This window comes from Bordetella genomosp. 11, assembly GCF_002261215.1.
Lineage (GTDB): Bacteria > Pseudomonadota > Gammaproteobacteria > Burkholderiales > Burkholderiaceae_B > Bordetella_C.
In genome coordinates, this window is sequence record NZ_NEVS01000004.1 from 3,035,603 (window position 1) to 3,060,288 (window position 24,686).

24 protein-coding genes are annotated in these 24,686 nt (G+C 63.1%); 21 read left to right on the plus strand and 3 right to left on the minus strand.

Annotated features, from left to right (window positions below):
* Positions 1 to 13: 13 nt before the first annotated feature.
* The 18 genes from CAL28_RS21330 to CAL28_RS21415 all read left to right on the plus strand — a co-directional run bounded on the left by CAL28_RS21330 (position 14) and on the right by CAL28_RS21415 (position 16,847).
* The gene (locus CAL28_RS21330) at positions 14 to 1,243 is read left to right on the plus strand and encodes a CaiB/BaiF CoA transferase family protein (protein WP_094843195.1); all 1,230 of its coding nucleotides are present in this window, start codon (positions 14 to 16) and stop codon (positions 1,241 to 1,243) included.
* A 44-nt stretch (positions 1,244 to 1,287) separates the two neighbouring features.
* Positions 1,288 to 2,964 (plus strand): class I adenylate-forming enzyme family protein, encoded by a 1,677-nt coding sequence (locus CAL28_RS21335; protein WP_094844775.1) that lies wholly within the window; start codon positions 1,288 to 1,290, stop codon positions 2,962 to 2,964.
* 2 nt (positions 2,965 to 2,966) lie between these two features.
* Positions 2,967 to 3,737, plus strand: coding sequence for an enoyl-CoA hydratase/isomerase family protein (locus CAL28_RS21340; protein WP_094843196.1), 771 nt, complete (start codon positions 2,967 to 2,969; stop codon positions 3,735 to 3,737).
* Positions 3,730 to 4,485 carry an SDR family NAD(P)-dependent oxidoreductase gene (locus CAL28_RS21345; RefSeq protein ID WP_094843197.1) on the plus strand — a complete coding sequence of 252 codons (756 nt, stop codon included), beginning with the start codon at positions 3,730 to 3,732 and terminating at the stop codon, positions 4,483 to 4,485. Before CAL28_RS21340 ends, CAL28_RS21345 begins: the two co-directional genes overlap by 8 nt.
* A 16-nt stretch (positions 4,486 to 4,501) precedes the next feature.
* Positions 4,502 to 5,668 carry an acyl-CoA dehydrogenase family protein gene (locus CAL28_RS21350; protein WP_094843198.1) on the plus strand — a complete coding sequence of 389 codons (1,167 nt, stop codon included), beginning with the start codon at positions 4,502 to 4,504 and terminating at the stop codon, positions 5,666 to 5,668.
* A 9-nt stretch (positions 5,669 to 5,677) separates the two neighbouring features.
* Complete coding sequence (locus CAL28_RS21355; protein ID WP_094843199.1) at positions 5,678 to 6,553, plus strand: 3-hydroxyacyl-CoA dehydrogenase family protein; 876 nt, start codon at positions 5,678 to 5,680, stop codon at positions 6,551 to 6,553.
* 1 nt (position 6,554) lies between these two features.
* Positions 6,555 to 7,217, plus strand: coding sequence for a 3-hydroxyacyl-CoA dehydrogenase family protein (locus tag CAL28_RS21360; RefSeq protein ID WP_094843200.1), 663 nt, complete (start codon positions 6,555 to 6,557; stop codon positions 7,215 to 7,217).
* Positions 7,214 to 8,338: a CaiB/BaiF CoA transferase family protein gene (locus tag CAL28_RS21365; protein WP_094843201.1), complete on the plus strand. Its 1,125-nt coding sequence runs from the start codon at positions 7,214 to 7,216 to the stop codon at positions 8,336 to 8,338. The genes CAL28_RS21360 and CAL28_RS21365 overlap by 4 nt, the downstream gene beginning before the upstream one ends.
* A complete protein-coding gene (locus CAL28_RS21370) occupies positions 8,335 to 9,852 on the plus strand; it encodes a 3-hydroxyacyl-CoA dehydrogenase (protein ID WP_094843202.1) in 1,518 nt (505 codons plus the stop codon). Before CAL28_RS21365 ends, CAL28_RS21370 begins: the two co-directional genes overlap by 4 nt.
* A gap of 76 nt (positions 9,853 to 9,928) precedes the next feature.
* Positions 9,929 to 10,738, plus strand: a complete 810-nt coding sequence (locus tag CAL28_RS21375; protein ID WP_094843203.1) for an enoyl-CoA hydratase/isomerase family protein — start codon at positions 9,929 to 9,931, stop codon at positions 10,736 to 10,738.
* Between the two features lie 35 nt (positions 10,739 to 10,773).
* Positions 10,774 to 11,775, plus strand: coding sequence for an alpha/beta hydrolase (locus CAL28_RS21380; RefSeq protein ID WP_094843204.1), 1,002 nt, complete (start codon positions 10,774 to 10,776; stop codon positions 11,773 to 11,775).
* 117 nt (positions 11,776 to 11,892) lie between these two features.
* Complete coding sequence (locus CAL28_RS21385; RefSeq protein ID WP_094843205.1) at positions 11,893 to 12,273, plus strand: carboxymuconolactone decarboxylase family protein; 381 nt, start codon at positions 11,893 to 11,895, stop codon at positions 12,271 to 12,273.
* Positions 12,270 to 13,121 carry an SDR family NAD(P)-dependent oxidoreductase gene (locus tag CAL28_RS21390; RefSeq protein ID WP_094843206.1) on the plus strand — a complete coding sequence of 284 codons (852 nt, stop codon included), beginning with the start codon at positions 12,270 to 12,272 and terminating at the stop codon, positions 13,119 to 13,121. Before CAL28_RS21385 ends, CAL28_RS21390 begins: the two co-directional genes overlap by 4 nt.
* Before the next feature lie 3 nt (positions 13,122 to 13,124).
* Positions 13,125 to 13,904 (plus strand): SDR family oxidoreductase, encoded by a 780-nt coding sequence (locus tag CAL28_RS21395; RefSeq protein ID WP_094843207.1) that lies wholly within the window; start codon positions 13,125 to 13,127, stop codon positions 13,902 to 13,904.
* A gap of 10 nt (positions 13,905 to 13,914) precedes the next feature.
* Positions 13,915 to 14,511 (plus strand): NIPSNAP family protein, encoded by a 597-nt coding sequence (locus CAL28_RS21400; protein WP_094843208.1) that lies wholly within the window; start codon positions 13,915 to 13,917, stop codon positions 14,509 to 14,511.
* A 66-nt stretch (positions 14,512 to 14,577) separates the two neighbouring features.
* Complete coding sequence (locus CAL28_RS21405; RefSeq protein WP_094843209.1) at positions 14,578 to 15,360, plus strand: SDR family oxidoreductase; 783 nt, start codon at positions 14,578 to 14,580, stop codon at positions 15,358 to 15,360.
* A gap of 11 nt (positions 15,361 to 15,371) precedes the next feature.
* The gene (locus tag CAL28_RS21410; protein ID WP_094843210.1) at positions 15,372 to 16,346 is read left to right on the plus strand and encodes a Bug family tripartite tricarboxylate transporter substrate binding protein; all 975 of its coding nucleotides are present in this window, start codon (positions 15,372 to 15,374) and stop codon (positions 16,344 to 16,346) included.
* Positions 16,347 to 16,604: 258 nt separating this feature from the next.
* Positions 16,605 to 16,847: a hypothetical protein gene (locus tag CAL28_RS21415; RefSeq protein ID WP_094843211.1), complete on the plus strand. Its 243-nt coding sequence runs from the start codon at positions 16,605 to 16,607 to the stop codon at positions 16,845 to 16,847.
* Positions 16,848 to 17,017: 170 nt separating this feature from the next.
* Here CAL28_RS21415 and CAL28_RS21420 read toward each other — a convergent pair whose 3' ends face one another.
* Positions 17,018 to 18,205: a lactonase family protein gene (locus CAL28_RS21420; RefSeq protein WP_094843212.1), complete on the minus strand. Its 1,188-nt coding sequence runs from the start codon at positions 18,203 to 18,205 to the stop codon at positions 17,018 to 17,020.
* A gap of 267 nt (positions 18,206 to 18,472) precedes the next feature.
* On the opposite strand from CAL28_RS21420, the gene CAL28_RS21425 reads away from it, so the two are divergent.
* The 3 genes from CAL28_RS21425 (at position 18,473) to CAL28_RS21435 (ending at position 21,629) form a co-directional block, all read left to right on the plus strand.
* A complete protein-coding gene (locus CAL28_RS21425) occupies positions 18,473 to 19,276 on the plus strand; it encodes an IclR family transcriptional regulator (RefSeq protein ID WP_094844776.1) in 804 nt (267 codons plus the stop codon).
* A 93-nt stretch (positions 19,277 to 19,369) separates the two neighbouring features.
* Entirely contained in the window at positions 19,370 to 20,584 is a 1,215-nt protein-coding gene (locus CAL28_RS21430; protein ID WP_094843213.1) for an alpha-hydroxy acid oxidase, read from the plus strand.
* 49 nt (positions 20,585 to 20,633) lie between these two features.
* Entirely contained in the window at positions 20,634 to 21,629 is a 996-nt protein-coding gene (locus tag CAL28_RS21435) for a tripartite tricarboxylate transporter substrate binding protein (RefSeq protein ID WP_176464065.1), read from the plus strand.
* Positions 21,630 to 21,689: 60 nt separating this feature from the next.
* Here the strand turns inward: CAL28_RS21435 and CAL28_RS21440 are convergent, their stop codons facing one another.
* Both CAL28_RS21440 and nhaA read right to left on the minus strand, forming a co-directional pair.
* Positions 21,690 to 22,913: a PepSY-associated TM helix domain-containing protein gene (locus tag CAL28_RS21440; protein ID WP_217906627.1), complete on the minus strand. Its 1,224-nt coding sequence runs from the start codon at positions 22,911 to 22,913 to the stop codon at positions 21,690 to 21,692.
* Between the two features lie 291 nt (positions 22,914 to 23,204).
* Positions 23,205 to 24,683: a Na+/H+ antiporter NhaA gene (nhaA, locus tag CAL28_RS21445; protein ID WP_369597682.1), complete on the minus strand. Its 1,479-nt coding sequence runs from the start codon at positions 24,681 to 24,683 to the stop codon at positions 23,205 to 23,207.
* Positions 24,684 to 24,686: the final 3 nt, after the last annotated feature.

Here is a 24,686-nt window from a genome sequence, read left to right on the forward strand (position 1 = left end):
ACACCGAGACGACATGAACGTACTCCATACCCTTCCCGTACAGACTCCCGGCAAGGGTCTTTCCTGCCTCGAGGGCATCCGGGTCATCGACTTCACGACTTCCGTGGCGGGACCCTATGGCACGCTGCTACTCGCGGACCTCGGAGCAGACGTAATCAAGGTCGAGCGCCCTCCCGCGGGCGACGATACGCGGGGGTGGGGGCCTCCATTCCTGAACGGCGAATCGCTGTGGTTTGCCAGTATGAATCGCAACAAGCGCAGCATCACCATCGACCTGAGCCGTCCCGAAGGCCGCGTCTTGGCCCATGAGCTGACCGCCCAGGCCGATGTGGTCGTGCTCAACACAGGCGTGCGTGTCCAGGAGAAGCTGGGCCTGGATTTCGCGACGCTTGGCGCCCTCAACCCCAGGCTGATCCATGTATCGGTCACCGGCTTCGGTTTGCAGGGCGCGGGGGCGGACCTGCCCTGCTATGACCTGATTGCCGAAGGCTACTCCGGTGTGATGCATCTGACTGGGGAAGCGGACCGTCCCCCCCAGAAAGTCGGCACACCGGCGGCCGACCTGTTATCCGGCCAGGACATCGCCATGGCTACGCTGGCCGCGCTGGTCGAACGCAATCGTTCCGGCAAGGGCAAACAAGTCGACGTGTCCATGGTGGCTACCATGACACGGTTCATGTCGCCCCGCATCGTCTCCTACCTCGGTTCAGGAGATTCTCCCAACCGTTCTGGCGGGACGGATTCCGTGATCGCCATATACCAGGTATTCGACACCGCCAACTTCCCTATCACGCTCGGCCTGGGCAATGACGCGATCTGGCGTCGCTTCTGGGCGGCGGTGGGTCTTCCGGAGTACGGCGAACAGCCTGATCTCGATACCAATGCAAAGCGGCGCCTGGCTCGTGCCTCCATCGTGGAAGCCATTGCGAAACTGCTGGTTGAACAGCCGCGGCAGCACTGGCTCGCGCTTTTCGCCCAGCACCGGATTCCCTCGGGTCCCATCAACAGCATCGACCAATTGGCCCAGGACGAAGTTCTGCGCGATAACGGTTTGTTGTTCGCTGCCGAGGGTGACGCCGGGCTCGTCCCCCAGGTCGGATTAGGCATACGTTTCGGCGGGGTAGACACCGTGCTCCGGACTCCCCCTCCCACACTAGGCCAGGACACCGAACAGGTACTGCGCGAAACGCTCCGGCGCTCCCCGGCGCAGATCGCCGGTCTTGTCGCCTCCGGGATTGTTTAGGCAACCGAAACCGCGTCTCCCAAGGAACATTCCGAGTGAAGACCATGCAGAACATCCTGACGCTGCACACTCCCAGCAATGCCCTTGCAAACTATCGGTCGGGTGTCTGGCAGGACGACACCCTCTATGGACTCGCCCACCGCCAGGCTTGCGAGCGCCCTACGTCCTGGGCGCTGCGCGACGCCCGTGTCAGACTGAACTGGCGGGAGGCCGTCGATTGGGTGGATAGCGTGGCGGACGCCCTGGCCCGACGCGGGTTGAGGCCCGGCGACCGCGTCGGAGTCTGGCTGCCGAGCGTGGTGGAGACGGCCATCATTCTTCTGGCCTGCTCTCGCAACGGCTATGTCTGCTGCCCTTCCCTGCACCAGAATCACACCGTAGACGAGATCGTTACCCTGCTCCAGCGGGTGCAGTGTCGCGCGCTGTTCGCGACGCCGGGTCATGGCGCTGACGCTGACAGCAAGTCGATCTTCGACCGCGTTGCCGATGTATCGTCGCTGCGTACCGCATTCACGTTGGAGTCCGATGCCTATCCTTCCCTGCCGGCAGGAACGGCTCCCTTTCCGGCGCGTATCGCCGCGACGATGCAGAACGAGCCAGACCCGAATCCCGACAAGGTGGTTTACCTGGCTTTTACGTCCGGCACTACCGGTATGCCCAAGGGCGTGATGCACAGCGACAACACGCTGTTGGCGAATGGACGAGCGATCGCGAGCGACTGGGGTCACACCGATAAGGCCACGATCCTGACGCTCAGCCCCATGAGCCATCACATCGCCACCGTCGCGCTGGAACAGGCCCTGGTGACCGGCGCGGAGCTGGTCATAACCAGCCCAGGATCCGGGCAGCCGATCCTGGACTGGATCATTGCGACGGGCGCCACCTATGTAATGGGTGTCCCGACCCATGCGATGGACTTGGTGCAGGAACTCCGCACCCGAGGCCTGGCCTCGCTGGGCACGGTGCGTACGTTCTACATGGCCGGCGCCGCCATTCCACGCGACATCGCGCAGGCCTTCTTGAACCTGGGCGTTACGCCACAAAACGTCTACGGCATGACGGAGAACGGATCGCACAGCTACACGCTACCCACTGACACGCCCGACGCCATCGTCGCAACCTGCGGACGCTCCTGCCAGGGCTACGAGGCGCGGCTATGGAAGCCGGACAGCCCCGACGTCGAAGCGGGGCCAGGCGAGGTCGGGGAGATCGGCGGTCGCGGGGGCCTGCTCATGCTGGGCTACTTCGACAATCAATCCGCCACCGAAAACTCCTTCAACGCCCACGGCTGGTTCATGAGCGGCGACCTCGGCCGTATCGACGAGCACGGTTGCCTGATCATTGTCGGGCGCAAGAAGGATCTGATCATCCGCGGCGGGCACAACATCTATCCGGCGCGCATCGAAGAATTGGCGATGCGCCATCCGTTCGTCCGGCGCGCCGCGGCCTATCCCGTTCAGGACCGCCGGCTGGGTGAAAAGGTATGCCTGGCGCTGGTATGCCACACAGGCCGCGCGATCGAGCCGGCAGACATATTCGCTCATCTCGACCGATGCGGATTGTCGAAGTTCGACATGCCCGAGTATTTCCTGACGATGGACAACTTTCCGCTCACTGCCAGTGGGAAAGTACTCAAACGCGACCTGGCCGACATGACAAGGCGTGGCGAACTGGCACCGCTGCCGGTCAATTTCCGTGATTTCGTCCCCAAGGGAGAATAAGCATGTCGATCGAATTGTCATTCGATGGCTCCTATGCCGTCGTCACCCTGAATCGCCCCGAGGCGCGCAATGCATTGCGGTTCAGCATGATAGAGGCGCTATCGTCGGCAGTGGACCAGGTCGCGTCCTCCGCGGCCCGCGCGGTGATTGTGATCGGTGCAGGGCCAAAATCGTTCTGTGCAGGCGCCGACATCAAGGAGCTGATGAATCGGAACTTGATGGAGCAACGCGCCGGGGCCAGGCTGGGGCAACATACCTTCGACAAACTGGCGAAGCTCTCGATTCCTTCCGTGGCCGTCCTTCATGGCCACGCGTTCGGCGGTGGACTGGAACTTGCCATGGCCTGCACTTTCCGTGTTGCGACAGCGCAAGCACGCGTAGGTCTACCGGAAATCAAGCTGGGCCTTATACCGGGGTATGGGGGTACGCAGCGCCTGCCCCGACTGGTCGGCGAGGCCCGTGCGCTGGAAATGGTGATGTCCGGACGCACGCTCGACGCGAGCGAAGCCGAGCGCTGGGGCCTGGTCAACCGTATCGTTCCAGATGGCGATCCGGTCCAGATCGGCAAGACATTCATGGCGGACTTCATCGGATACAGCCGCTGCGCGTCGAGCTTCGCGCGCGAAGCGGTGTCCCGGGGAATGGATGCCGCGAATGGCTCCGGCCTGGACATCGAGGCCGATCTTTCCACTTTGGCGTTCCAGACCAGGGACTCGGTGGAAGGCATGCTGGCCTTCATCGAAAAGCGCGCGCCGGAGTTCCAGGATGCCTGAATCCATGGCCGGTACGGTCGCCGTAACGGGCGGAAGCCGTGGCATAGGCGCCGCGATCAGTATCGAACTGGCCCGCGCCGGCTTCAACGTGGCGTGCCTGTCCCGATCGGGCGCCTTACCCGACCCGAGCAGCCTGGACGAGGCCGATCGCCACCGTCTGGCGCCGATGCGCTGCGACGTGACGGACACCGGTTCGGTCGCGCGGACTTTCAAGGCCATACCGGACCTGTTCGGCACGGAGATCGTTGGCCTCGTGAACAACGCTGGCATCCACCTGCACGGTCCATCGGCCACCTTCCCGCTGGCCGATTTCGAACAGGTGATGCGCGCCAATACATCGTCGGTGTACATCGTCAGCCAGGCGGCGTACCCCTACCTGAGCGCATCCCCGAGCACCTTGATCGTCAATATAGGCTCCTTCTACGACAAGCTGGGCGTACGTTCGAATGCCGCCTATTGCGCTTCCAAGGCTGCGGTAGGCGCGCTGTCCCGTTGCCTGGCAGTCGAGTGGGCACGCGATGGCATACGCGTCCTGAATGTCGCTCCCGGCTACGTGGAAACCGACTTGAACCGCGATGCGCTGAACCAAGGTCCTCTGGAAAGTTTTCTCAAGAAGCGGATTCCGAGGGGCGAGCATGGGCAAGCTGCGGACATCGGCAGGCTGGTCGCCATGCTGTACCGATTGCCGGGCCACTTCCTGACCGGCGAGACACTATACGTCGACGGCGGCCAGGGTATCGCGTTATGACCGGGGCGGAACAGACATGAACATGCTCGAGAAGCTGGACGCGCAGCTGCCTCTCTCTTCCGAAGAACGGATGCTGCTCGATAGCGTGAAGGACCTGTGCTGCGACCACATTGCGCCGCGGGCAGCCGGCCATGACCGCACCGCCGCTTTTCCCTGGGAGAACGTGAACGCAATCAATCGGCTTGGCTTGAACGCCATGTTCGTGCCGGAGTCGTACGGTGGCGCGCAACTTTCGTTCACCAGCTATCTCGCCTGTGTCCGGGAGATATCCAAAGCCTGCGCGGCCACGGGCATCATTTGGGCGACGAACTTTCATGCGATCAAGCCTCTGATCGAATACGGAAGCGCGGAGCAGAAGGCTCGACTGCTCCCCCGGATAGCCAATGGGGGCCTGGCGTCGCTGGCCATCACGGAGCCGTCCGCGGGCTCCGACGCCACCGGCATGCTCACGCGCTTCCATGCGGAAGGCGACCACATCATCGTCGATGGCGGAAAGACCTTCATCACCAACGGCGACGTGGCCGACCTTTACCTGGTCTTCGGCAAGTGGAGCGGAATAGATGATCCCAAACGCGCGATATCGGTACTGATACTGGAAAAAGGCACCGAAGGCCTGCGTGTACTCGGCACCGAACACAAGATGGGCATGCGCGCCTCGAGCACGGCCAGTCTGGCCTTCGACGGCTGTCGCGTGCCGCGCACCAATCTGATCGGCAGCCCGGGCGACGGGTTGAGCATTCTGTTCGGCTCGCTGAATCGCTCGCGCCCTTCCGTGGCGGCGCATGCGTTGGGTATCGCGCGCGCGGCATTCGAGGACGCCGTCGATTACATCAACGAACGCCGGCAATCGGGCAAGCGGATCCTGGAATTCCAGGGCGTCCAATTCATGCTCTCCGACCTGGCGACCGAGCTTGCGTTGTGCGAGGCGTGGCTGTGGCGCGTAGGTGCCATGGTGGACGCGGGAGAGACCGACTTCGGCATCGAGGCCTCCTTACTGAAGCAGCGTGCCAGCGATGCAGCCATGCGTATCACGACCGACGCCGTGCAGCTCTTCGGTGGCTACGGCTATTGCAGCGAGTATCGGGTAGAGCGGCTGATGCGCGATGCCAAGATCACGCAGATATGGGAAGGCACCAACCAGGTACACCGCCAGTTGATTGGCCGGAGTTTTTTGAAGAGATAGGAGATCGTTTTGACGAATATTCGAACTGTCGGCGTGGCCGGCGCCGGCACCATGGGCGCCGGCATCGCGATTGTCGCGGCGCGCGCGGGCTTCCGAACTATTGTGTTTGACGCCCGGCAGGATGCGCTGGACCGGGCGAGGGAGCAGACCGCAGCCTTCCTGCAGAAGTCCGAGGAGCGCGGCAAGCTCCCTCCGGGTGGGGCGAAGGCGGCGCTCGAACAGTGGGAGGGCACCACCCAGATCGACGACCTATGCGTCTGTGACATCGTCATCGAGGCGATCTTCGAGGACCTCTCCGTCAAGCACCAGCTTTTCGCGAAACTCAACGATATCTGTCCTGAACCGACGATCTTTGCCTCGAACACCTCCACGATATCCATCAGCGAAATCGCGGGTGGCTCGGGAAGGCCCGACCGATTCGTCGGCATGCATTTCTGCCTGCCCGCGCAGCTGATGAAGCTCGTCGAAATGTCACCAGGGCTGGTCACCTCTGGCGATACGTTCCAGGCGGCGTGGGCGTTCGCGCAGGCCATGGGGCAGAAGCCAGTCGCCACGCAGGACACTCCCGGTTTCATCCTTAACTACTTCCTGATTCCGTTCAACAACGATGCCATACGCCTGGTGGAACAAGGCGTATCGGAACCCGCTGATATCGACATAGCGATCAAGACCGCGCTGGGATATCCGATGGGGCCGCTGGAACTCCTGGACCTTATCGGTCTGGACACGCAGAAGCTGCTATGCGAAGCCATGCATAGCCTGACTCATGAGCCTCGTGCCGCTTGTCCGCCTCTGGTGCGAAGGATGATCGCGGCCAATCGCCTTGGCAAGAAGACCGGCACGGGGTTTCACGCGTACGGCAACACCAAAATGTTCGGAGCCTGATATGAACTATGAAATCGTCCAGGCCGGTGAAAGCCGTTCGTTTCCAGGACCGCACGCATTCCTGCAGCAGGCATCGGCCAACGCGCAGAACATCGTTTATCTGGGCGCCGATGCCGGAAAGGCGTATGCAGAAAACATCACGCGCCAAATCCCCGGCTTCGTTGCAATCGAACTGGGCACGGAATGCCTCGGTGTACATACTGGAGAGGATCGGGGACTGGAGGGCTCGAATGTAGTCGGGTTCGCGCGCTTTCGCCTCGGGGACGCCGATCCCAGCCCGCTGGTTGAGCTGGTCAGGCAACCCGGCACGCGGGTGGAAGCAATCGAAGCGGCCAAGGCCGCGTTCCAGTCGGCGGGACTGGTGGTCGCTGTATGCAACGACTTCCCCGGCCGTATCGTCGACCGCCTGATACGTCCTTACTTCAATGCGGCCTTGCGGCGCCTCGACGAAAAGCTCGCCATCGCGCAGGACCTCGACAAGACCCTGTGCCTGGGACTGGGCTACCCGGAGGGTCCCATCGAATTGCTCCAGCGCACTGGACTGCACCACCACTTCCAGATCACGCAGGCTCTGTACGAGGCGTTGGGACAGGAAGCGTATGCGCCGGCGCGACGCGCGCGCGTGGCGGCTGAGCGCTCGCGCGCGGATGCGGTCCGGCCATGACGCAACCATTGGCCGGCGTCAAGGTGCTGGATTTCAGTACCCTGCTTCCGGGACCGCTCTGTTCGCTGCTGTTGGCTGAAGCCGGCGCCGATGTGATCAAGCTGGAACGACCGGACCTAGGTGACGAGATGCGGACGTACGATCCGAAGCTGGGAGAAGACAGCGCCAACTTCGTGCTGCTGAACCGCGGAAAGCAGTCCATCGCCATCGACCTGAAGTCCGAATCCGCCCTCGCCCAGCTCACACCGGCGATCGAGGAAGCCGACATCCTGATTGAACAGTTCCGGCCGGGCGTCATGGAACGGCTTGGACTTGGGTACACCGCGCTGGCGCAGACCAATCCACGCCTGATCTATTGTTCGATCACGGGATTTGGCCAGCGAGGCGCCCGCTCCCGGGAAGCCGCCCATGATCTGAACTACGTCGCCGCGACCGGCATGCTCGCGCTGACCTCCGGCGGCGATGGGGCGCCATCGCTCCCGCCTGCGCTCATCGCTGATATCGCCGGTGGTGCCTATCCGGCGATGATCAACATCCTGCTCGCGCTGATGCAGCGTGAACGCACAGGACGGGGTCTGCACATCGATGTCGCAATGGCGGACAACCTGTTCACGCTGCAATACTGGGGACTCGCCAGCGGTGCGCTCGGCGTGTGGCCCGGTACCGGGACGAACCTCGTCACGGGGGGTAGTCCGCGCTATCAGATCTACCGCACCGCCGACGATGCCTTCCTTGCAGCGGCACCCCTGGAAGACAAGTTCTGGGAAGCCTTCGTCGGGATCATCGGACTCGACGTCTCTACGCTTTCCCGGATGCCGCCATCCGCCGCCGTCGAGGCGATCGCGACCGCGATCGCCGCGCACACCGCCGCCTACTGGGAAGACCGATTCGCGGGTCGGGATGTCTGTGTGACTCGCGTGGTTGACCTGCGCGACGCCCTGCATACCGCGCACTTCCAGGAACGCGGCCTTTTCAAGTATGCCGTCGTCGCACCGGATGGTACCGAAGTATCCGCTCTGCCCGTCCCCCTGAACGAGGAATTCCGTCACGCCTGCCGCGTGCGGCGTGCACCGGTACTGGGCGAACATAACAGTCTGCTGGAAAGGCATTCCGCATCATGACATCCATACGCACAGTCGGCATCGTCGGCGCAGGCGCCATGGGCCGCGGCATCGCGCAGATCGCGGCGCAGGCTGGCCTGACTGTCAAACTGCACGATCAGGACCCGATCGCGATCGAAGCCGCGCGTCAATACCTACGGGAAACCTTTGAACGGCTGACGGAAAAAGGAAAGATCAATGCCGCGGACGGTGTGGCCGCGCTTGCCCGCGTCATGCCGTGCGAAGCGATTGAGGCACTTGGCGACTGCGAGGTGGTGATCGAGGCGATCGTGGAGCGGCTGGAGGTCAAACGCGAGCTGGTCTCAAGGCTGGAGACGATCCTGGGTCAGGACGCGGTCATTGCCTCGAACACGTCGTCGTTGTCCATTACGGCCATCGCCGCCATAGCCCGATATCCCGGGCGTATTGCCGGTTTCCACTTCTTCAATCCGGTCCCACTGATGAAGGTCGTGGAGGTGGTCGATGGGCAATCGGGCGATCCGGAAACCGGCGACCGCCTGATGGCCCTGGCTCGCCACCTCGGCCATGTACCCGTACGCTGCAAGGACATGCCGGGATTCATCGTGAACCATGCCGGCCGGGGGATGAATATCGAGGGGCTGAAGGTGGCGCAGGAAGGCGTCGCGGGATTCCCCGATATCGACGACATTATGCGCGAGCAGGCCGGCTTCCGCATGGGCCCATTCGAGTTGATGGATCTGACGGGCCTGGACGTGTCGCATCCCGTCATGGAATCGATCTACAACCAGTTCTACCAGGAAGCGCGCTACCGGCCATCTCCCCTCACGGCATTGCGCCATGCCGGCCGCCTGTTCGGCCGCAAGACTGGCGCAGGATTCTATGCCTACCCTAATGGACAGAAATCCACGCCTGCCGCGCAAGTCGCGCCGGCAACTCGGCCGCGCAGCGTCTGGGTAAGCCGCGTGAGTGCGCGCGGCCATGCCAGGACCGTGCAACTGCTGGGGACGCTGGGTGTCTTCCCGGAGACGGGATCGCGTCCGTCGCCAGATGCCCTGATCCTGGTCACGCCGCTGGGGTTGGATGCCACCACGGCCGCGCTGGCCGAAGGCCTGGACGCAACCCGTGTCGTGGCGCTGGACACCTTGCTTCCCTTGGAAGTCGGCAGGCGCCGTACGCTCATGACGACGCCGATGACGGGCGCGGCGGTACGCGAGGCCGCCCACGGACTGTTTGCTGCCGATGGCACGCCCGTTACCGTTGTCCGCGACTCCGCCGGCTTCGTCGCGCAACGGATCCTCGCCTGCATCGTCAACATCGCCTGTGACATGGCACAGCAGCGCATCGGTACACCAGCGGACATCGATCTGGCCGTGAGGCTCGGGCTGGGATATCCACAGGGACCGCTCGGACTGGGAGATACCGTCGGCGCTGGCGAGATCCTCGAAGTACTGCGCAATCTGAACAACCTGACCGGCGACATGCGTTATCGACCCAGTCCGTGGCTGTGGCGTCGGGCTGGGCTGGGGCTGTCGCTGCTGACGCAGGAAAACTGAGACACAGGCACGGCCTACTGGCGGAAACATCTTCCCGGCGCACCGGGGCAACCACATCTTGTTATTGGGAAAGACCATGAACGACTGCTACGCCGCATATACACGATTGAAATTCGACAGGCCGCATCCCCGCGTTCTACGTATCACGCTTGCGTCGCCCATGAAGATGGGCGCGATGGACGCGACCATGCACGGCGAAGTTTCGCGCATATGGAAGGACGCCGATGCCGATCCGACCGTCTCGGCCATTATCCTCACTGGCGAGGGCCGCACTTTCTCGGCCGGTGGCGATCTGAACCACGAGCGCAAGGCCGCGGAGGAGTATGCGTTACGCCTGCAGGCCATGAAGGAGGCTCGCGACATCGTCTACGGAATGATCAATTGTTCCAAGCCGATCATCACCGCCGCCCGGGGTTGGGCGGTCGGCGCCGGTCTGGCATGCGTGATCCTGGCGGATATATCCATCGCATCGAAGGATGCCCGCTTTTCGGACGGACACCTGAAGATCGGCGTAGCCGCGGGTGATCACGCCACCATCATATGGCCGCTCTTGTGCGGCATGGCGAAGGCTAAATACTACCTGCTGACGGCGGAGAGCTTCTCCGGCGAGGAAGCCGAGCGCATGAACCTGATATCGATGGCGCTCGAAGATGCCGAGGTGGAAGCCAAAGCGGTGGAGATCGCATCAAGACTGGCCGACGGCGCGCCGGGCGCGGTTCGCTGGACCAAGTACGCCCTGAACAACTGGCTGCGGCAGGCGGGTCCGATATTCGACGCTTCACTGGCGATGGAATTCATTGGCATGGCGGGGCCCGAAGGCAAGGAAGGCATGGATGCGTTCCTGCAGAAGCGGCCCGCTCAATTTCCACAAGATACGCCGTTCTAAACCCCTGGCATCTGCAATCGCGACCACGAAAAAACATGAGATCGTTGATTATGTCTACGCTCGGCTTGATGGCGGCCCTCACACTCGAAACCACCGATGTAGCGGCGCAAGGACCCGGGGAGAAGTATGGCGAAGGTATCGCAACTATCGTCGCCTTGCGCCAGCAATCGCTTATCGGCACTCGGGATTTCATCGACCGACGCACGGCGTTCGAAAAGCTGATGGCGCGATTCCCTGTGCCGGAGGGCGCCACGATACGCACCGTGGACGCCGACGGCGTGCCCGGGAAGTGGATAGCGCCCGACGACGGCGGCCAGGCGGCCACGCGCGGCGTAATCCTATACCTGCATGGCGGAGGCTTCTATAGCGGGTCCAGTGATAGTCATCGCGTGCTGGCGACCACTTTGGCGAAGGCAGCCGACGCGGACGTACTACTCGTCGACTACCGCCGCCTGCCCGAAGCGGTCTATCCGGCCCAGATCGATGATGCGGTAACCAGCTATGAATGGCTGCGGAAACAGGGCTATCCGGCCTCACGCATCGCGCTGGCCGGCGAATCAGCGGGCGGCAATCTGGTGCTCGAACTCGCTTTGCGCCTGCGAGGAGCGAATCAGCCCTTGCCGTCATCGATGGTGGCCATGAGCCCCATCATGGACCTGACCGCGTCGGGAGCCTCAACCCGCACGAATGCCGCGCGCGATCCGGTATTGCAACGCGATGGGCTGCTGAATGTCACTCAGGTGTATATGCACGGCAAGGACCCACGCAATCCCGACGCGTCGCCCATGTTTGCCGATCTCCATGGATTACCTCCCCTGCTTTTGCAGGTCGGAGCGGGGGAACTGCTGCTCGACGATAGCCTAGGTCTGGCGGGGGCTGCCGCGCGGGACGACGTCCCGGTAACCGTCCAGGTGTGGCCCGGAATGGTGCATCAGTGGCAGCTGTTTCCAGGCGTCGTGCCCGACGCCCGTCGGGCTCTCGGCGACTGTGCGGAGTTCATCAAAGCACACATGGCGGTCGCCAGGAGCGATCGCTGATCCACAGATGCCAGTCTGCATTGCCGTCGACTTCTGCCGTCAAGTTGGCCCGATCAACCGCAACGGTGCGTTCCACCGGGGTGATTCCCCGGATCAATTCAATAAGGAGGTGACACGATGTCCAGCGAGATGTACAGGAAGGGAATGGAGAAACGTAGGTCGATACTGGGCGATGCCTATGTCAACGCCGCAGTCGACCGGCCGAACCAGTGGAATAAACCGTTCCAGGAAATGATCACCGAGGCTGTCTGGGGACATGTCTGGTCGCGTCCGGGTCTCGATGACAGAACGCGAAACTTGATCAATGTCGCTTTGATGATCGCGCTCGACCGTCCCAATGAGTTGCGCCTGTACATCAAGGCGCGGCACAACACGGGCGCAACACTGCAGGAGATCGCCGAAGTCGTACATCACGCCACCGTCTATTGCGGTGTGCCCGCAGGACTGGAAGCCTTCAAGGAGCTCGAGAAAGCACTCGCGGAGGAGGACGGCCTATGAACCCCGAAGCGGGACAACACGCCAACGAAAGTCGGACCGCACTGATCACGGGCGCCGCGAGTGGTATCGGCAGAGCGCTCGTCCTGGGCCTGCTCGCAGATCAATATCGCATCGTCGCGGTGGATCTCGATCGCGATGGCCTTGACCAGCTACGTGTGGCGGCGGGTAGGCAAGCGTCCTCTTTGCATCCAATTGTCGCGGATCTCGCGGACTTCGATCCCGCAGCCATCGCCCAAACCGCATGCGATCGTTTCGGTCACGTCGATATTCTCATCAACAACGCAGGAGTCGGACAGGCGCAGATCCGGCCCGACTATCACGTCAATCCACCGAAATTCTACGAAGTCGGCCCCGAACACTGGAACCGCGCAATAGCCGTGAACGCGACGGCCGTCTTTCTCCTCAGCCGTTCGCTCGTGCCCGGCATGACGCAGCGCGGCTGGGGACGCGTCATCAATATCACAACCAGCCTTGGCACCATGCTTAGGGGAGGCTACGCCCCTTACGGCCCCAGCAAGGCATCGGCGGAGGCGCTCAGCGCCGTCATGGCGGAAGACCTCAAGGAAACCGGTGTAACGGTAAACGTCGTAACGCCGGGCGGCGTGGTGAACACTGCACTGATTCCCGATCAGGCACCTTTCTCCCGCGACACGCTGGTCCAACCCACGATCATGCTCCCGCCGGTGCGATGGCTGTGTTCACGGGCCTCGGATGGCTTCACCGGCCAGCGCTACCTCGGAATCAATTGGGACGCTCGAGCGGAACCCGGGATCGTTGCCGGTCAGGCCGGTGCCCCCATTGGTTGGAAATCGATCGCCACGCTCCCGGTTATTCCTCATAAAGGTTAAGACATGGACTTGAGCCTAAGGTCGAAAGTCGCAATGGTAACCGGCGGTTCCAAAGGAATCGGGCTCGCCTGCGCAGCCGTTCTGCGTAGCGAAGGTGCCCAGGTTGCAATCGTATCGCGCTCCACCGACAGCCTGGCTCGGGCCGCAGCGCTCCTGGGCGACGATGTGCTTTGCCTTGCCGCCGACCTGCGCAACGAGAGCGAGGCTGCCCGTGTCGTTGCTGAATGCGAGGGCGCCCTGGGCCCGATCGATGTTTTAGTCAACTGCGCCGGCGCCGCGAACCGCTGTTCCCCCTTTGAATTGAGTCCCGGCAGATGGAGGGAGGCACTCGATGCGAAGTTCTTCTCCTATATCAATGTCATCGACCCGATCCTCGCCAGAATGGCCGACCGAGGCACGGGGGTCATTGTCAACGTCATCGGTGCTGGCGGGAAGCGTGCATCGCCCACGCATTTGGCGGGCGGTGCCGCCAATGCCGCATTGATGTTGGCGACGGCCGGCCTGGCGTCTGCCTACGGCCCGAAGGGCGTACGCGTCGTTGGCATCAATCCGGGAATGGTGGAAACCGACCGTGTTGGCGAAGGACTCGCTGCGGACGCCGCCCTTCGGGGCAAGGATGTGGCCACGTTGCAAGCGGAACGGATCGCTGCAATTCCGCTCGGTCGGCTGGGCCGACCGGAAGAAGTCGCGACCTTGGTGGCTTTTCTCGCATCGCCGTTATCCGCCTATATGTCCGGATCCAATATCACGATGGACGGCGCGCTAAGTGCCTTCATCGTCTAGGAAACACCGCATGAACTGCGAAATGATATCCCTCGCTTTTCCACCCGGGGCGCTGAAGGCTGCCATGCCGGATGTGCGGTCCGCGACTAAGGAAGACCCCCATCTCCGCGGCATATTCACGACCGACTTCGGCAACATCAACGAAGTGAAGTTGCTGCGGATCCTGGATGGCGCGACCGATCCGGAGGCGGACCCACAAGACCCGCGCCTCATGAAGCGTCTCGGCGACACTGGTGCCACGCTCAGCGCCGATCGCTACAGGCTGGCGCCATTCAGCCCGATCCCGCTGCCTGACGTCCACGGCAATGTATATGAGCTGCGCGAATACGTTGTCCAGGCAGGAAAGCTGGATGAAGTCATCGAGGCGTGGCGTTTGCCCTTCATATGGAGAGCGCAGCTTTCTACTGCCATCGTGGTGATGCACTCCACATCCGGTAAACAACTCAAGTTTGCGCAGATATGGGCGTACCGGAATTACGCCCATCGCGCACTGGTAAGGAAGGCGGCAGCGGAAACCGGGCGCTGGCCGCCACCTGGCGGCGCCGACCGATGGCTGAGTCAAACCACCATCGCACTGCTGCCCGACCCGGAATCGCCATTGCGTTAAGCGGCCAGTTCGGCGCGCAGCGGCTTCCAGCCGCCATTCATCCAAAAAAAACAGGAGACAAAAGTCATGCGAATGAAGGACAAGGTGATTCTGATCACCGGCGGGGCGTCCGGCATAGGCGCCGCCGCCGTAAAGCTATTCTGCAGCGAAGGCGGCCGCGTCGCCGTCGCGGATATCAACGACGATAGCGGGATGGCTGTCTGCCAGGAGGTCACCGAACACGGCGGCGAGGCGCAGTTCATCTCTTGCGACATGACAGACGAGGGCGCGGTCAAGCAATGCGTAAACGAAGTACGTTCCCGCTTCGGCAGATTGGACATTCTTTATAACAACATCGGAGGCTCTACTCCCGCGGATGGGCCGGTGACCTCGGTGGAGCTTGGCGAATTCTGGCGCGCGATGCGTCTGGACGTTTTCTCCACGATTCTTGCGTCGCGCCATGCCATCCCATTGATTCACACCTCTGGCGGCGGCGCCATAGTAAACACAACTTCCTATACCGCCATGGTGGGCGTGGCTGGCCGCGACTGCTATACGGCTGCAAAAGGAGCCATTATTTCCCTTACCCGTTCGATGGCCGTGGAGTATGCCCCGTCGAACATACGAGTCAACGCCGTATCCCCGGGCGCGGTAGACACCGAAAGGCTGCGGAGGTTCCTGGAGAACAATCCGGATCATCCCACGTTCGACCCCCGCAATCGACATCGACGACCCCAGGTCGCTTCCCACATGATGGGTATTGTCCAACCCGAGGATGTCGCACATGCCGCGTTGTTCCTGGCCTCGGAAGAAGCGGCTCGCATCACCGGCACCATCCTGTCCGTGGACAGTGGCGCCACGGCTTGGTAACGGAGAGACGAATGAAACGACGCAGCCTCTTGGGCATTGCAATGCTCGGTCTATGCTCGGCCGCCGGTACCGTCCGCGCCGATAGTCCCCAATATCCGGATCGCCCCATCCGCCTTGTGCTCGGCTTTCCACCAGGCGGATCTTCCGATGTGGTGGCCCGGTTGCTGGCGAAGCATCTGACAGAACAAATGAAGGTGGCGGTGGTCGTGGAGAACAAACCCGGGGCGGGGGCGAGCATCGCTGCAATGGAAGTGGCTCGATCCCGGCCGGATGGCTATACGTTGTTGTACGCCACCTCCTCGGTAGTACTGACGCCGTCGCTCCACAAGGTACCGCCCTTCAACCCGATTACGGATTTTGAAGCGATTTCTCTGGTCGCCACCGCGCCATTGGTTATGGTGGTGAATCCCGCCTTCCCGGCGAAAGATGTAAGCGAGTTCATCGCTTACGCCAGGAGTCATCGCGGCATGCCCTACGCAACGACGGGCATCGGAATAAACTCCCACCTCGCTGGCGCGCAGTTTGACCGTGCCTTTTCGCTGGGAATGACGCCGGTTTCGTATCGCGGCGGCGCGCCTGCCATGACGGACGTAGCCGGGGGGCACGTCAGCATGATGTTCAACGTAATCACGGACACCCTGCCTCAGATCAAGGCTGGAAAAGTACGAGCGCTTGCGGTGCTTTCCGCCACGCGATCGCCGTCTCTTCCGGATGTACCCACGCTTGCGGAAGCGACATCCCACGCTGGCCTGGAGGTCGGTGCATGGCATGCCATTCTCGGCCCCAAGGGGATGCCCTCCGACGTCGTCGCCCGGCTTCAACGGGAAATCGGCATCGCAGTCAATGATCCATCCTTCAAGGCGCGACTCGCCGATCTCGGAAGCGAAAGCTTGCCGGGTGACAGCACTGTGGCTGCCTCATACATGAAGGCGGAATATGAAAAATGGGGCAAGCTGATCCACAACCTTAAAATCAGTGCGGACTGACTAGGGTTGTCTTGCCACGTGCCCAATCCTGGGCCTGGCGAAGTTGTAGTGGCGAAGAAGGCGTGCGGACAGCTCCTTAAGGGCTGAGCGGACACTCCGGCTACATGGATCGAGCGGGCGATCCCGCTATCTGCCGCTACAGCGTTTGGGGAATGCCGTCTCCATTCGGTCAGGTAGCGGGCAATGGAGTCAGAACAGAGGGGACGTTTTGGGGGCGCATGCTACGATCCCCTCTGACTTAATAGGATGGAGAGAAGAATGAGCGCACGTGAGATTGATGGTTGGACTGTGTATAGCGGCGCTTTCCAGTCGGGTGAAATCCCCGCAATTGCAGACATCACGACACAGAAAGAAGGCGAGCCTGATTCGGGCCGATTCTATCGAGTAATCACGGATCAGACGTTCATGCAGCTTAGCGACGCGAAGACCGCCGCTGATGCGGTTGTCGATCGCATCGAATCCGTCGATGCAAACGGGGTGCCTTACCCGCTGACCTACTAAGGTCTGGATTTTCCGGACGGCGGTTACTCTGCGCCGGTGTCTTCTTCAGCGTACCTCTCGTGGTCGCTATCGCGCCGTGACGCTGAGTCGCCAGAACCGCCGTCAGGGCCTGTATATAACCCCGCGCAGCGCGCCGAGGACATCGACCATAACGGTCTTGTGCAATCCCGTCAGATCGGCGCGAAATCGGCCCAGAACAGTTGGTCGTTGCCCACGTCGACTACGTCCTGGCGCATAAACGTCAGGTGGCCGGTGTCGGCGATATGGAAGGTGACGAAGCCGGCTGCGCATTCGACGATGCGGCCGTCGTCATGCTTATAGCGGCCGGTCTGGCGCAAGGCCGCGACGAGCGCCTTGCCGTCGGGAGCAAGCGCAAGGCAGCGGGCGTGCAGGCCATTCAGCGCCAAGCGCTGCATTTCCCGCGGCTCGCCGGTCCGGACGTCGAGGTGGAAGACGACGATGCTGTTTTCTCCGCAAGGCGCTGCGTTGCCTGAGCCATCCGGCACCGGATGCGCGCGGTTGACTACGTAGGCGTATCGGCCGGTGGGGTGGATCGCGATGGCGCCGCCGAGTTGAGGGCGCCTTATCTTCTCGGGCTTATCCAGCAGACCGACGTCCCAACTGGGTTGCGGCTCGATGAGGCCCTCCCTATAACGGAATGCCGCCAGACGATTCTGGCGCTCCAGCACCGCGTACAACATGTGTCCTTGCGGTTGGAAAGCGCAGTTGCGCGGGCCGAAACCGAAGCCGGCATTCGGCGCGACTACCTGTACGCACGCAAGCGTCTGGCCTTCGTCTCGCAGTACTCGCAACGAACCTGGATTCTCCTCGCTGGCCGTGCTTGCGTCGTCGCCGCGGCAGGTCAGGAGCAAGTCCGGGCTGCCGGGCATCGGGATGACCTGATGCGGGAAGTGCCCGACTCGTTCCGCACCTTCCGCCAACAGCCGCCACGGCGGCACCAGGCCGCCATTATCGTCCAGATCATGGACGGTCACAGCCGCGGGACGGTTATAGGCAAGGGCGACGCGATTGCGCCCCATGTCCACCGACGCATGCAGCGGGCGGTACGGCAGCGCCACCGGTTCCGCAACGATGTGCATACCGGTATCGCCCAACGACACCTGGACCAGGCAGTGACGGTCCCCTGGGACAGCAACGCCGCCATTGCTGCATGCGACGTAAGCGACCGGCCGGCCCGGAGGGAAGCAGGCGTATTGGACGGCAAGCGGGAGCTCCAAGCGGCCCTGCTCGACGAACCCCTCGTCACCCAGACGGTAGCGAAAAAGGCTGCGACCTATGGATGCCAACAGAACTGGACCCGCTTCCAGGCCATGACCGACGAGTTGTTCCTGTCCCATGCACGCTCACCGTTCAGTTCAACCGGATACCCGAATCCTGAATGCTACGGTCCCAGACCGGCGTTTCCTTGTGGACTATGTCCCGTAGTTCGTCGGCATTCTTCAGCACCAGGTCCACGCGCTGTTCGTCGAAATGCCGGACCAACCCAGGATCGCGCAGTGCCTCCCGGGCGTCGGATGATGACCGGCTCCCGTGGCGAACGCAACGCGTTACGGCTGGCGTAACATCGCGCGCTGGAGACAGACAACAGAAAGATGGAGGACCGTATGGCGAAACGCCACGCACCCACCGCACCGGCGCAGCCGCCCAGGCAGGCGACTCTTAAAGGACCCGCCGACATCACCCCGCCCCCCGGCCAGGAGCATGTACACGCCGTCGTCCGCGCCATGTCCCTGCTCAAGGCCTTCGACGGCGGCGATGAAGTGTTCCTCTCCCTGACCGAACTCGCCCGCCGCACGGGTATGCACAAGCCTACCGCGCTGCGGCTGGCGCGCACTCTGGCGCTGTCCCGCTTCATGGTGCAGCGCGAAGACGGTGCGTGGCGGCTCGGGCCGGCCGCCGGCTGGATAGGCTCCCGCTACCAGGCGCAGTTCGACGTGGGTTCGGTCATCGAACCCATCCTGCGCAAGCTCTCCCTGGAGACGGGCGAGAGCGCCTCGTTCTATGTGCACGAGGGCAATCTGCGCAGTTGCCTGATGCGCTGCGACGGCCCGAATGCGCGCCCCGACCATCCCCGGTCGGGGGAGCTGCTGCCCCTGGATCTTGGCGCCCCTGGGCGGACCATCCTCGCCGCGCTGGGCGAGCCGGGCGATCTCTATGAACGCATCCGGCGCCAGGGCTATCACTGGGCGCGCGCCGAGCGCTCCACCGGGGCGGCCGCGGTGGCAGCGGCGGTGCGAGGCGCGCACGGCACGGTGCTCGGCGCTATCAGCACCTCCGGTCCGGTGGAGCGGTTGACGCCCGCCGTCCTGCGCAAACTGGCGCCCACGACGGTGGATGCCGCCAAGCGGCTGGGCGTGGCGCTGGGCGCCGTTCCGGCGACCGCCTTGCGAGCGACCTGGCATCCCTGATGTTACGCAGGGCGTAACGAATTGCCGGCATGGGCCGGTGTGTTTTCCAATGTGCCCCTTCCTGCAGGGTTGCAGAGGTTATACGAAACGCCCATGACGACGACTCCACCGCGCCAACAGCTCGGGCCCGCGCCCAACGCCCGGCGCCATATTCCTCCCGCGCTGCGCGGCATTCTTTCCCTCGGCGACCTTGAAGCGGCCGCGCAACGGGTGCTGCCGCGGCCGATCTTCGGCTATCTGCAGGGCGGGGTCGAGGACAACGTCACCTTGCAGGCCAATCTCGCGGCCTTCCGGAAATGGATGTTCCGCACCTCCGTGCTGGTGGATGTGTCGGCGCGGGAACAAGGGCGGACCTTGATGGGGCATTCATACCAGGCGCCGTTCGGGATCGCCCCCATGGGCCTCTGCGCGATGTTCGCGTTCGACGGCGATGTCGCCATGGCGCGCGCGGCCGAAGCGGCAGGGATCCCTTACGTACTGAGCGGCGCGTCGCTGACCCGCATGGAACGGGTTGCGCAGGCGGCGCCGACCTGCGGCTGGTTCCAGGCCTATATCCCGGGGGACCAGACGCACATCGAAGGGTTGCTCCAGCGCGTGGAAAAGGCCGGCTTCAAGACCTTGGTCATTACCGTCGATACGGCCACGCTGGCGAATCGCGAGAACAATGTGCGGGTGGGCTTCACCACGCCTTTGCGGCCGGGGTTGCGGTTGGCCTGGGATGGCTTGCTTCGTCCGCGTTGGTTGCTGGGCACCCTGGGGCGCACGCTTGCCAGGCACGGCATGCCGCATTTCGAGAATGCCGGCGCGGGAAGAGGCGTGCCCATCATCTCGCGCAGCGTGGTGCGCCAGTTCGGCTTGCGCGATCACTTGAACTGGGAACACCTGGCGCTGATACGCCGGCAATGGCGCGGCAAGCTGGTGGTAAAGGGGTTGATCTCCGCCACCGACGTCATGCGGGCGGAGCAGGCGGGCGCGGATGGCGTGATCCTGTCCAACCACGGTGGCCGCCAGCTCGACGGCACCGCGCCGCCGCTGGTGGTGCTGCCTGAAGCGGTCAAGGCCAAGGGCCGCATGGCCTTGATGCTGGATAGCGGCATCAGGCGCGGCACGGATGTCCTAAAGGCGCTGGCGCAGGGCGCGGACCACGTCTTCGTGGGACGGCCGATGGCCTATGCCGCCGCGGTCGGCGGGCAGGCAGGCGTTGCCCATGCCATCACCCTTCTGCGCGACGAGATCCATCGCGACATGGCTTTGCTGGGCATCGGCAATCTTGACCAACTCTGTGCGGATCACCTCATTGCAACTTAGCTCGATGCGTCGAGGCAACCGTTTTCAAAACTCATTAAACCGGAGACAAATGATGAACTTTCATGCTTACCGCCGCAACCTGTTCGCTGCAGCCATCGCCGCCAACCTGCTCGCGCATCCGCTGGTCGGCTGGGCCCAGCACGCCGACTATCCCAACCGCCCGGTCAGGGTGATCGTGCCCTTCGTGCCGGGCGGCAATGCCGACAGCAGCGCGCGCATCTTCGCCGAGGCGTACGGCAAGCAGCTGGGCCAATCCTTCATCGTGGAAAACAAGGGCGGCGCCGGCGGGATGATCGGCGCTACCCAGATGGTCCGTGCCGCGCCTGACGGCTATACCATCATGATCGGCACCACCGCCCCCATCGTTGCCAGCTGGCAACTGGCCGCCAAGGCAGCCAGCTACAGCCTGAACGACATGAAGCCGGTGGCCTTGCTGACGCAGGTTCCAGGCGTGATCGTGACCAAGGCGGACTCGCCGCTGAAGTCCTATGCGGACTTGGTGGCATATGCGAAGGCCCATCCCGGCACGTTGAAGTTCGGCCAACCGGGCAATGGCACGGCGGGTCACGTCAACATCCTGCAGATGCAGAAGGCACTGTCCCAGCAGTTCATCATCGCGGCCTACAAGGGTGCGGGACCGGCGGTGCAGGATTTGTTGGGTGGCCAGCTGGACGCCGTGGCGACGGACCTGCCATCGGCGTTGCAGCTGATCAAGGCAGGCCAGTTGCGCGCCTTGTCCGTGGTCTTCCCTCAGCGGGTGGCGTCCCTGCCTGACGTCCCCACCATGGCGGAACTGAAGCAGCCCGAAGTCGATATCGCGCCGTTCACGGCGACCATGGCCCCGAGGGATGTGCCGCCGGCGGTGGTAGCGCGCCTGGTCGGCGCCAGCAATGCCGCGCTGGACGATCCCACGGTCCGCAAGCGCATCGAGGATATCGGCGGCGTGCCGGCCAGGATGAGCGAAGCGGATTTCGGCAAGTTCCTGGATCGCCAGGTCGAAACGTATCGCGCGCTCATCGCGTCGGGGCTTTTGACGGCAGAATGACCCGGCTTGGCGCGGAGCGGCCGGCGCGCCGCTCCGGCGTCCAGGCAATCGCCTCAAAGCCTAGCGCGTTGCGACCATCAGCAGCAGAATGAACCAGACCAGCAGCAAGCCCCCGCAGGCCCAGCGCCACATGCCGATGCCGCGCCAGGTAGCGGTCCAGAACGACGACTGCCTGGCGGCAGCGCCCGCCCGCTTGAGCGCCGCACGTGCCGCTTCGGTGGCGCGTATTCCGTAGAGATAGGCCCCCGTCAGCGACAGGCTGGTCAACATCAGCCCAAAAACAAACCATAGCCAGCGCACGGGCCACCCGCCGAACGTCCCGAAGTGCAGCGGATCCGCCATCTCGGCGATGCGCTGGTGCGCGCTCATTTCCGTGCCGGCATTGCGGCCGAGGACCTCGCCGGTACCCATATCCACGGCGACCGCATTGGCGCGCTCGCGCAGCAGCCAACCTTCCGCCAGGCCTTCGACCAACAGCGTTTTCCCGTTCGGCGCCAGGGGGACATTGGTCACTTGCAGCGCCGGCCAGACGTCGCGCGCGGCGGATACCGCACGGTCGATGTCCCCGGCGGTAGGCGTTGCATGTATCGCCTGTCCCTTGATTTGCGCGATTGCGGGGGGAAGCGGGGCCTTGCCACCCAATGACTCGATCAGGTACCACATGCCCGTCGCGCCGATCACTGCCATGAAGCCCAGGCTCCAGACGCCAATCAACCGATGTACGTCTCCCCAGGTCAGGCGAGGCTTGCCCTTGCGTGGCCAGACGAAAAAGCCTCGCCACCACCGTTTGTAGATGAAGAGGCTGCTTACCAGCGTCAGCAGCAGCGGAACCGACAGCGCCGCCACCAGCGGCAGGCCATAGGAAATGGGCAGCATCAACCTGCGGTGGGTGTCACGCAGCCAGCGCTGGGCACTCCACCACGTGGACTCGCCCGTTACCTGGCCCGTATAGGGATCCACCCAGACGCGCAGGAGTTCGCCGTCCGGCTTGCGCATCAGCGCCTGCGCGGCGAAGCGCTCCGCGTGCGGCGCGCTCAGGCTGCGCAGCCGCAGATCGGGATGGGCCTGTTGCGCGGCGGCGACCATTTCACCCCAGCTGGCCTGCCCTTCCTGCGGGGTCACGCGCATGGCCGGCTCGATCACCCAATCGATCTCGGTGGCGATCACGGCCAGGGTTCCCGTACAGAAAATGAAGCTCAGAAGGATGCAGAGCTTGAGCCCGATCCAGCTGTGCACGTCGAACCAAAGGCGGCGTCCGGTCGTGCGCGACCGCGTTTCAGGCATACGCACGGCAGGCGGTTCGATGAATCGTGAAGGAGAGGTCATGGGCGAGAGAAGGTTGACTTGAGTGCCAGCAACGCAACCCGCGAGTCCGATGCCGCTGCCTCAGTCGGATTCTAATTTAAAATGCGCCTGTGAACCATTATCATTTACGATCTGGCCGCTAAAACACCCTGCGCTGGCGGGGGTTTTAGAGGGATGGCAATGGGTGGTAGCGGGCCGGTTCCGTCCGGACAATGCGCCCCTGAACCGCACGGCCACCGACACCACATCCCATCTGGGCGGATGGCCGCATCACGATGTCGATGTCGATGTCGATGTCGGCTTACCGGTATTGACCACCGCCTTCAAGCACGCAAACCCCAACACGCCGGCAACCAGCGAAGCCAGCAAAATCGCCATCTTCGATGCATTGACGACCTCGGCACTTCCAGGGAATGCGAGATTGGCGATGAAGATCGACATCGTGAAGCCGATGCCGCCGAGCACGCCGGCGCCCGCCACGTGACGCCATGCGATATCGGCCGGCAGGCGGCACAGGCCGAAAGCCACCGCCGCGAAGCTGAATAGAAGGATGCCGACGGGCTTGCCCACGACGAGGCCCAGGATGATCCCCAAGCTGTTCGAACTCAGCAGTTCGGACGCCCACCCGGCGCCGATCACGATACCCGTGTTCGCCAGCGCGAAGATCGGCAGGATCAGGAAGGTGACCGGCTTGTGCAATGCATGCTCGAGGCGATGCGAAGGGGATTTCGCGTCGTCCTGCCTGGCCGAGTAAGGGATGGCGAAGGCCAGCAGGACCCCGGCGATGGTCGCATGCACGCCTGACTTCAGCATCAGGAACCACATCAGCGCGCCGCCGAGCAGATACGGCAGCAATGCCATTACCCGCATCAGGCGGTTCATGGCAAGCAGGCCGGCGAATACGGCAAGGGCGCCGAGCAGGTAGGGCACCGACAGATTGGCCGTATAGAAGACCCCTATCACGATGATGGCGCAGAGGTCGTCGATCACCGCGAGCGCGGTCAGGAAGATCTTCAGCGACGCGGGCACGCGGTCGCCGAGCAGCGCCAGCACGCCGAGCGCAAAGGCAATGTCCGTGGCCATGGGAATGCCCGCGCCGGCCTGCATGGGAGTGCCGCCGTTGAATGCAAGATGGATCAACGCCGGAACGGCGATGCCACCGACGGCGGCCAGCATGGGCAACAAGGCGTTCTTCAGGTCCGACAACTCGCCGTTATAAAGCTCGCGCTCCAGCTCCAGCCCGATAAGCAGAAAAAAGACCGCCATCAGCGCATCGTTGATCCAATGCTCGATGCTCAGGCCCGCCAGCCGGAAATGCCACATCTCCAGGTATGTGGCTCCCATCGCCGAGTTCGCGATGACAAGCGACGTCATCGTGCACACGATCAGCACAATGCCGCCGGCCTTGCCCGATGCGATGAATTCTTTGAATGTGTCGGAGAGGCGTCGTTCAAGGAACATTACGCGCCTCCCGGAATGGATGGATCGGCGAAAGTGGAAATACCGGTAATAGCGAAGGTGACGTTCATAACGGCCGCAACGTAGCCGCGTGGCGGCCCGACCAGCGCGAATCCTGTCATGCCACGGCGGCACGATCACCCTTGGCCGGCATTGTAGAACACACCGCGCGGGTCGACGGCCCCGCCCTGTCGCGCACCGGTCGAAAGCAGCTCGCTGTGGCCTGGGCGGAACGCCGTGACGATAACCCGACAAGCCCGATGACGCGCCGTAGTGCATAAGCCGGTGCATGCC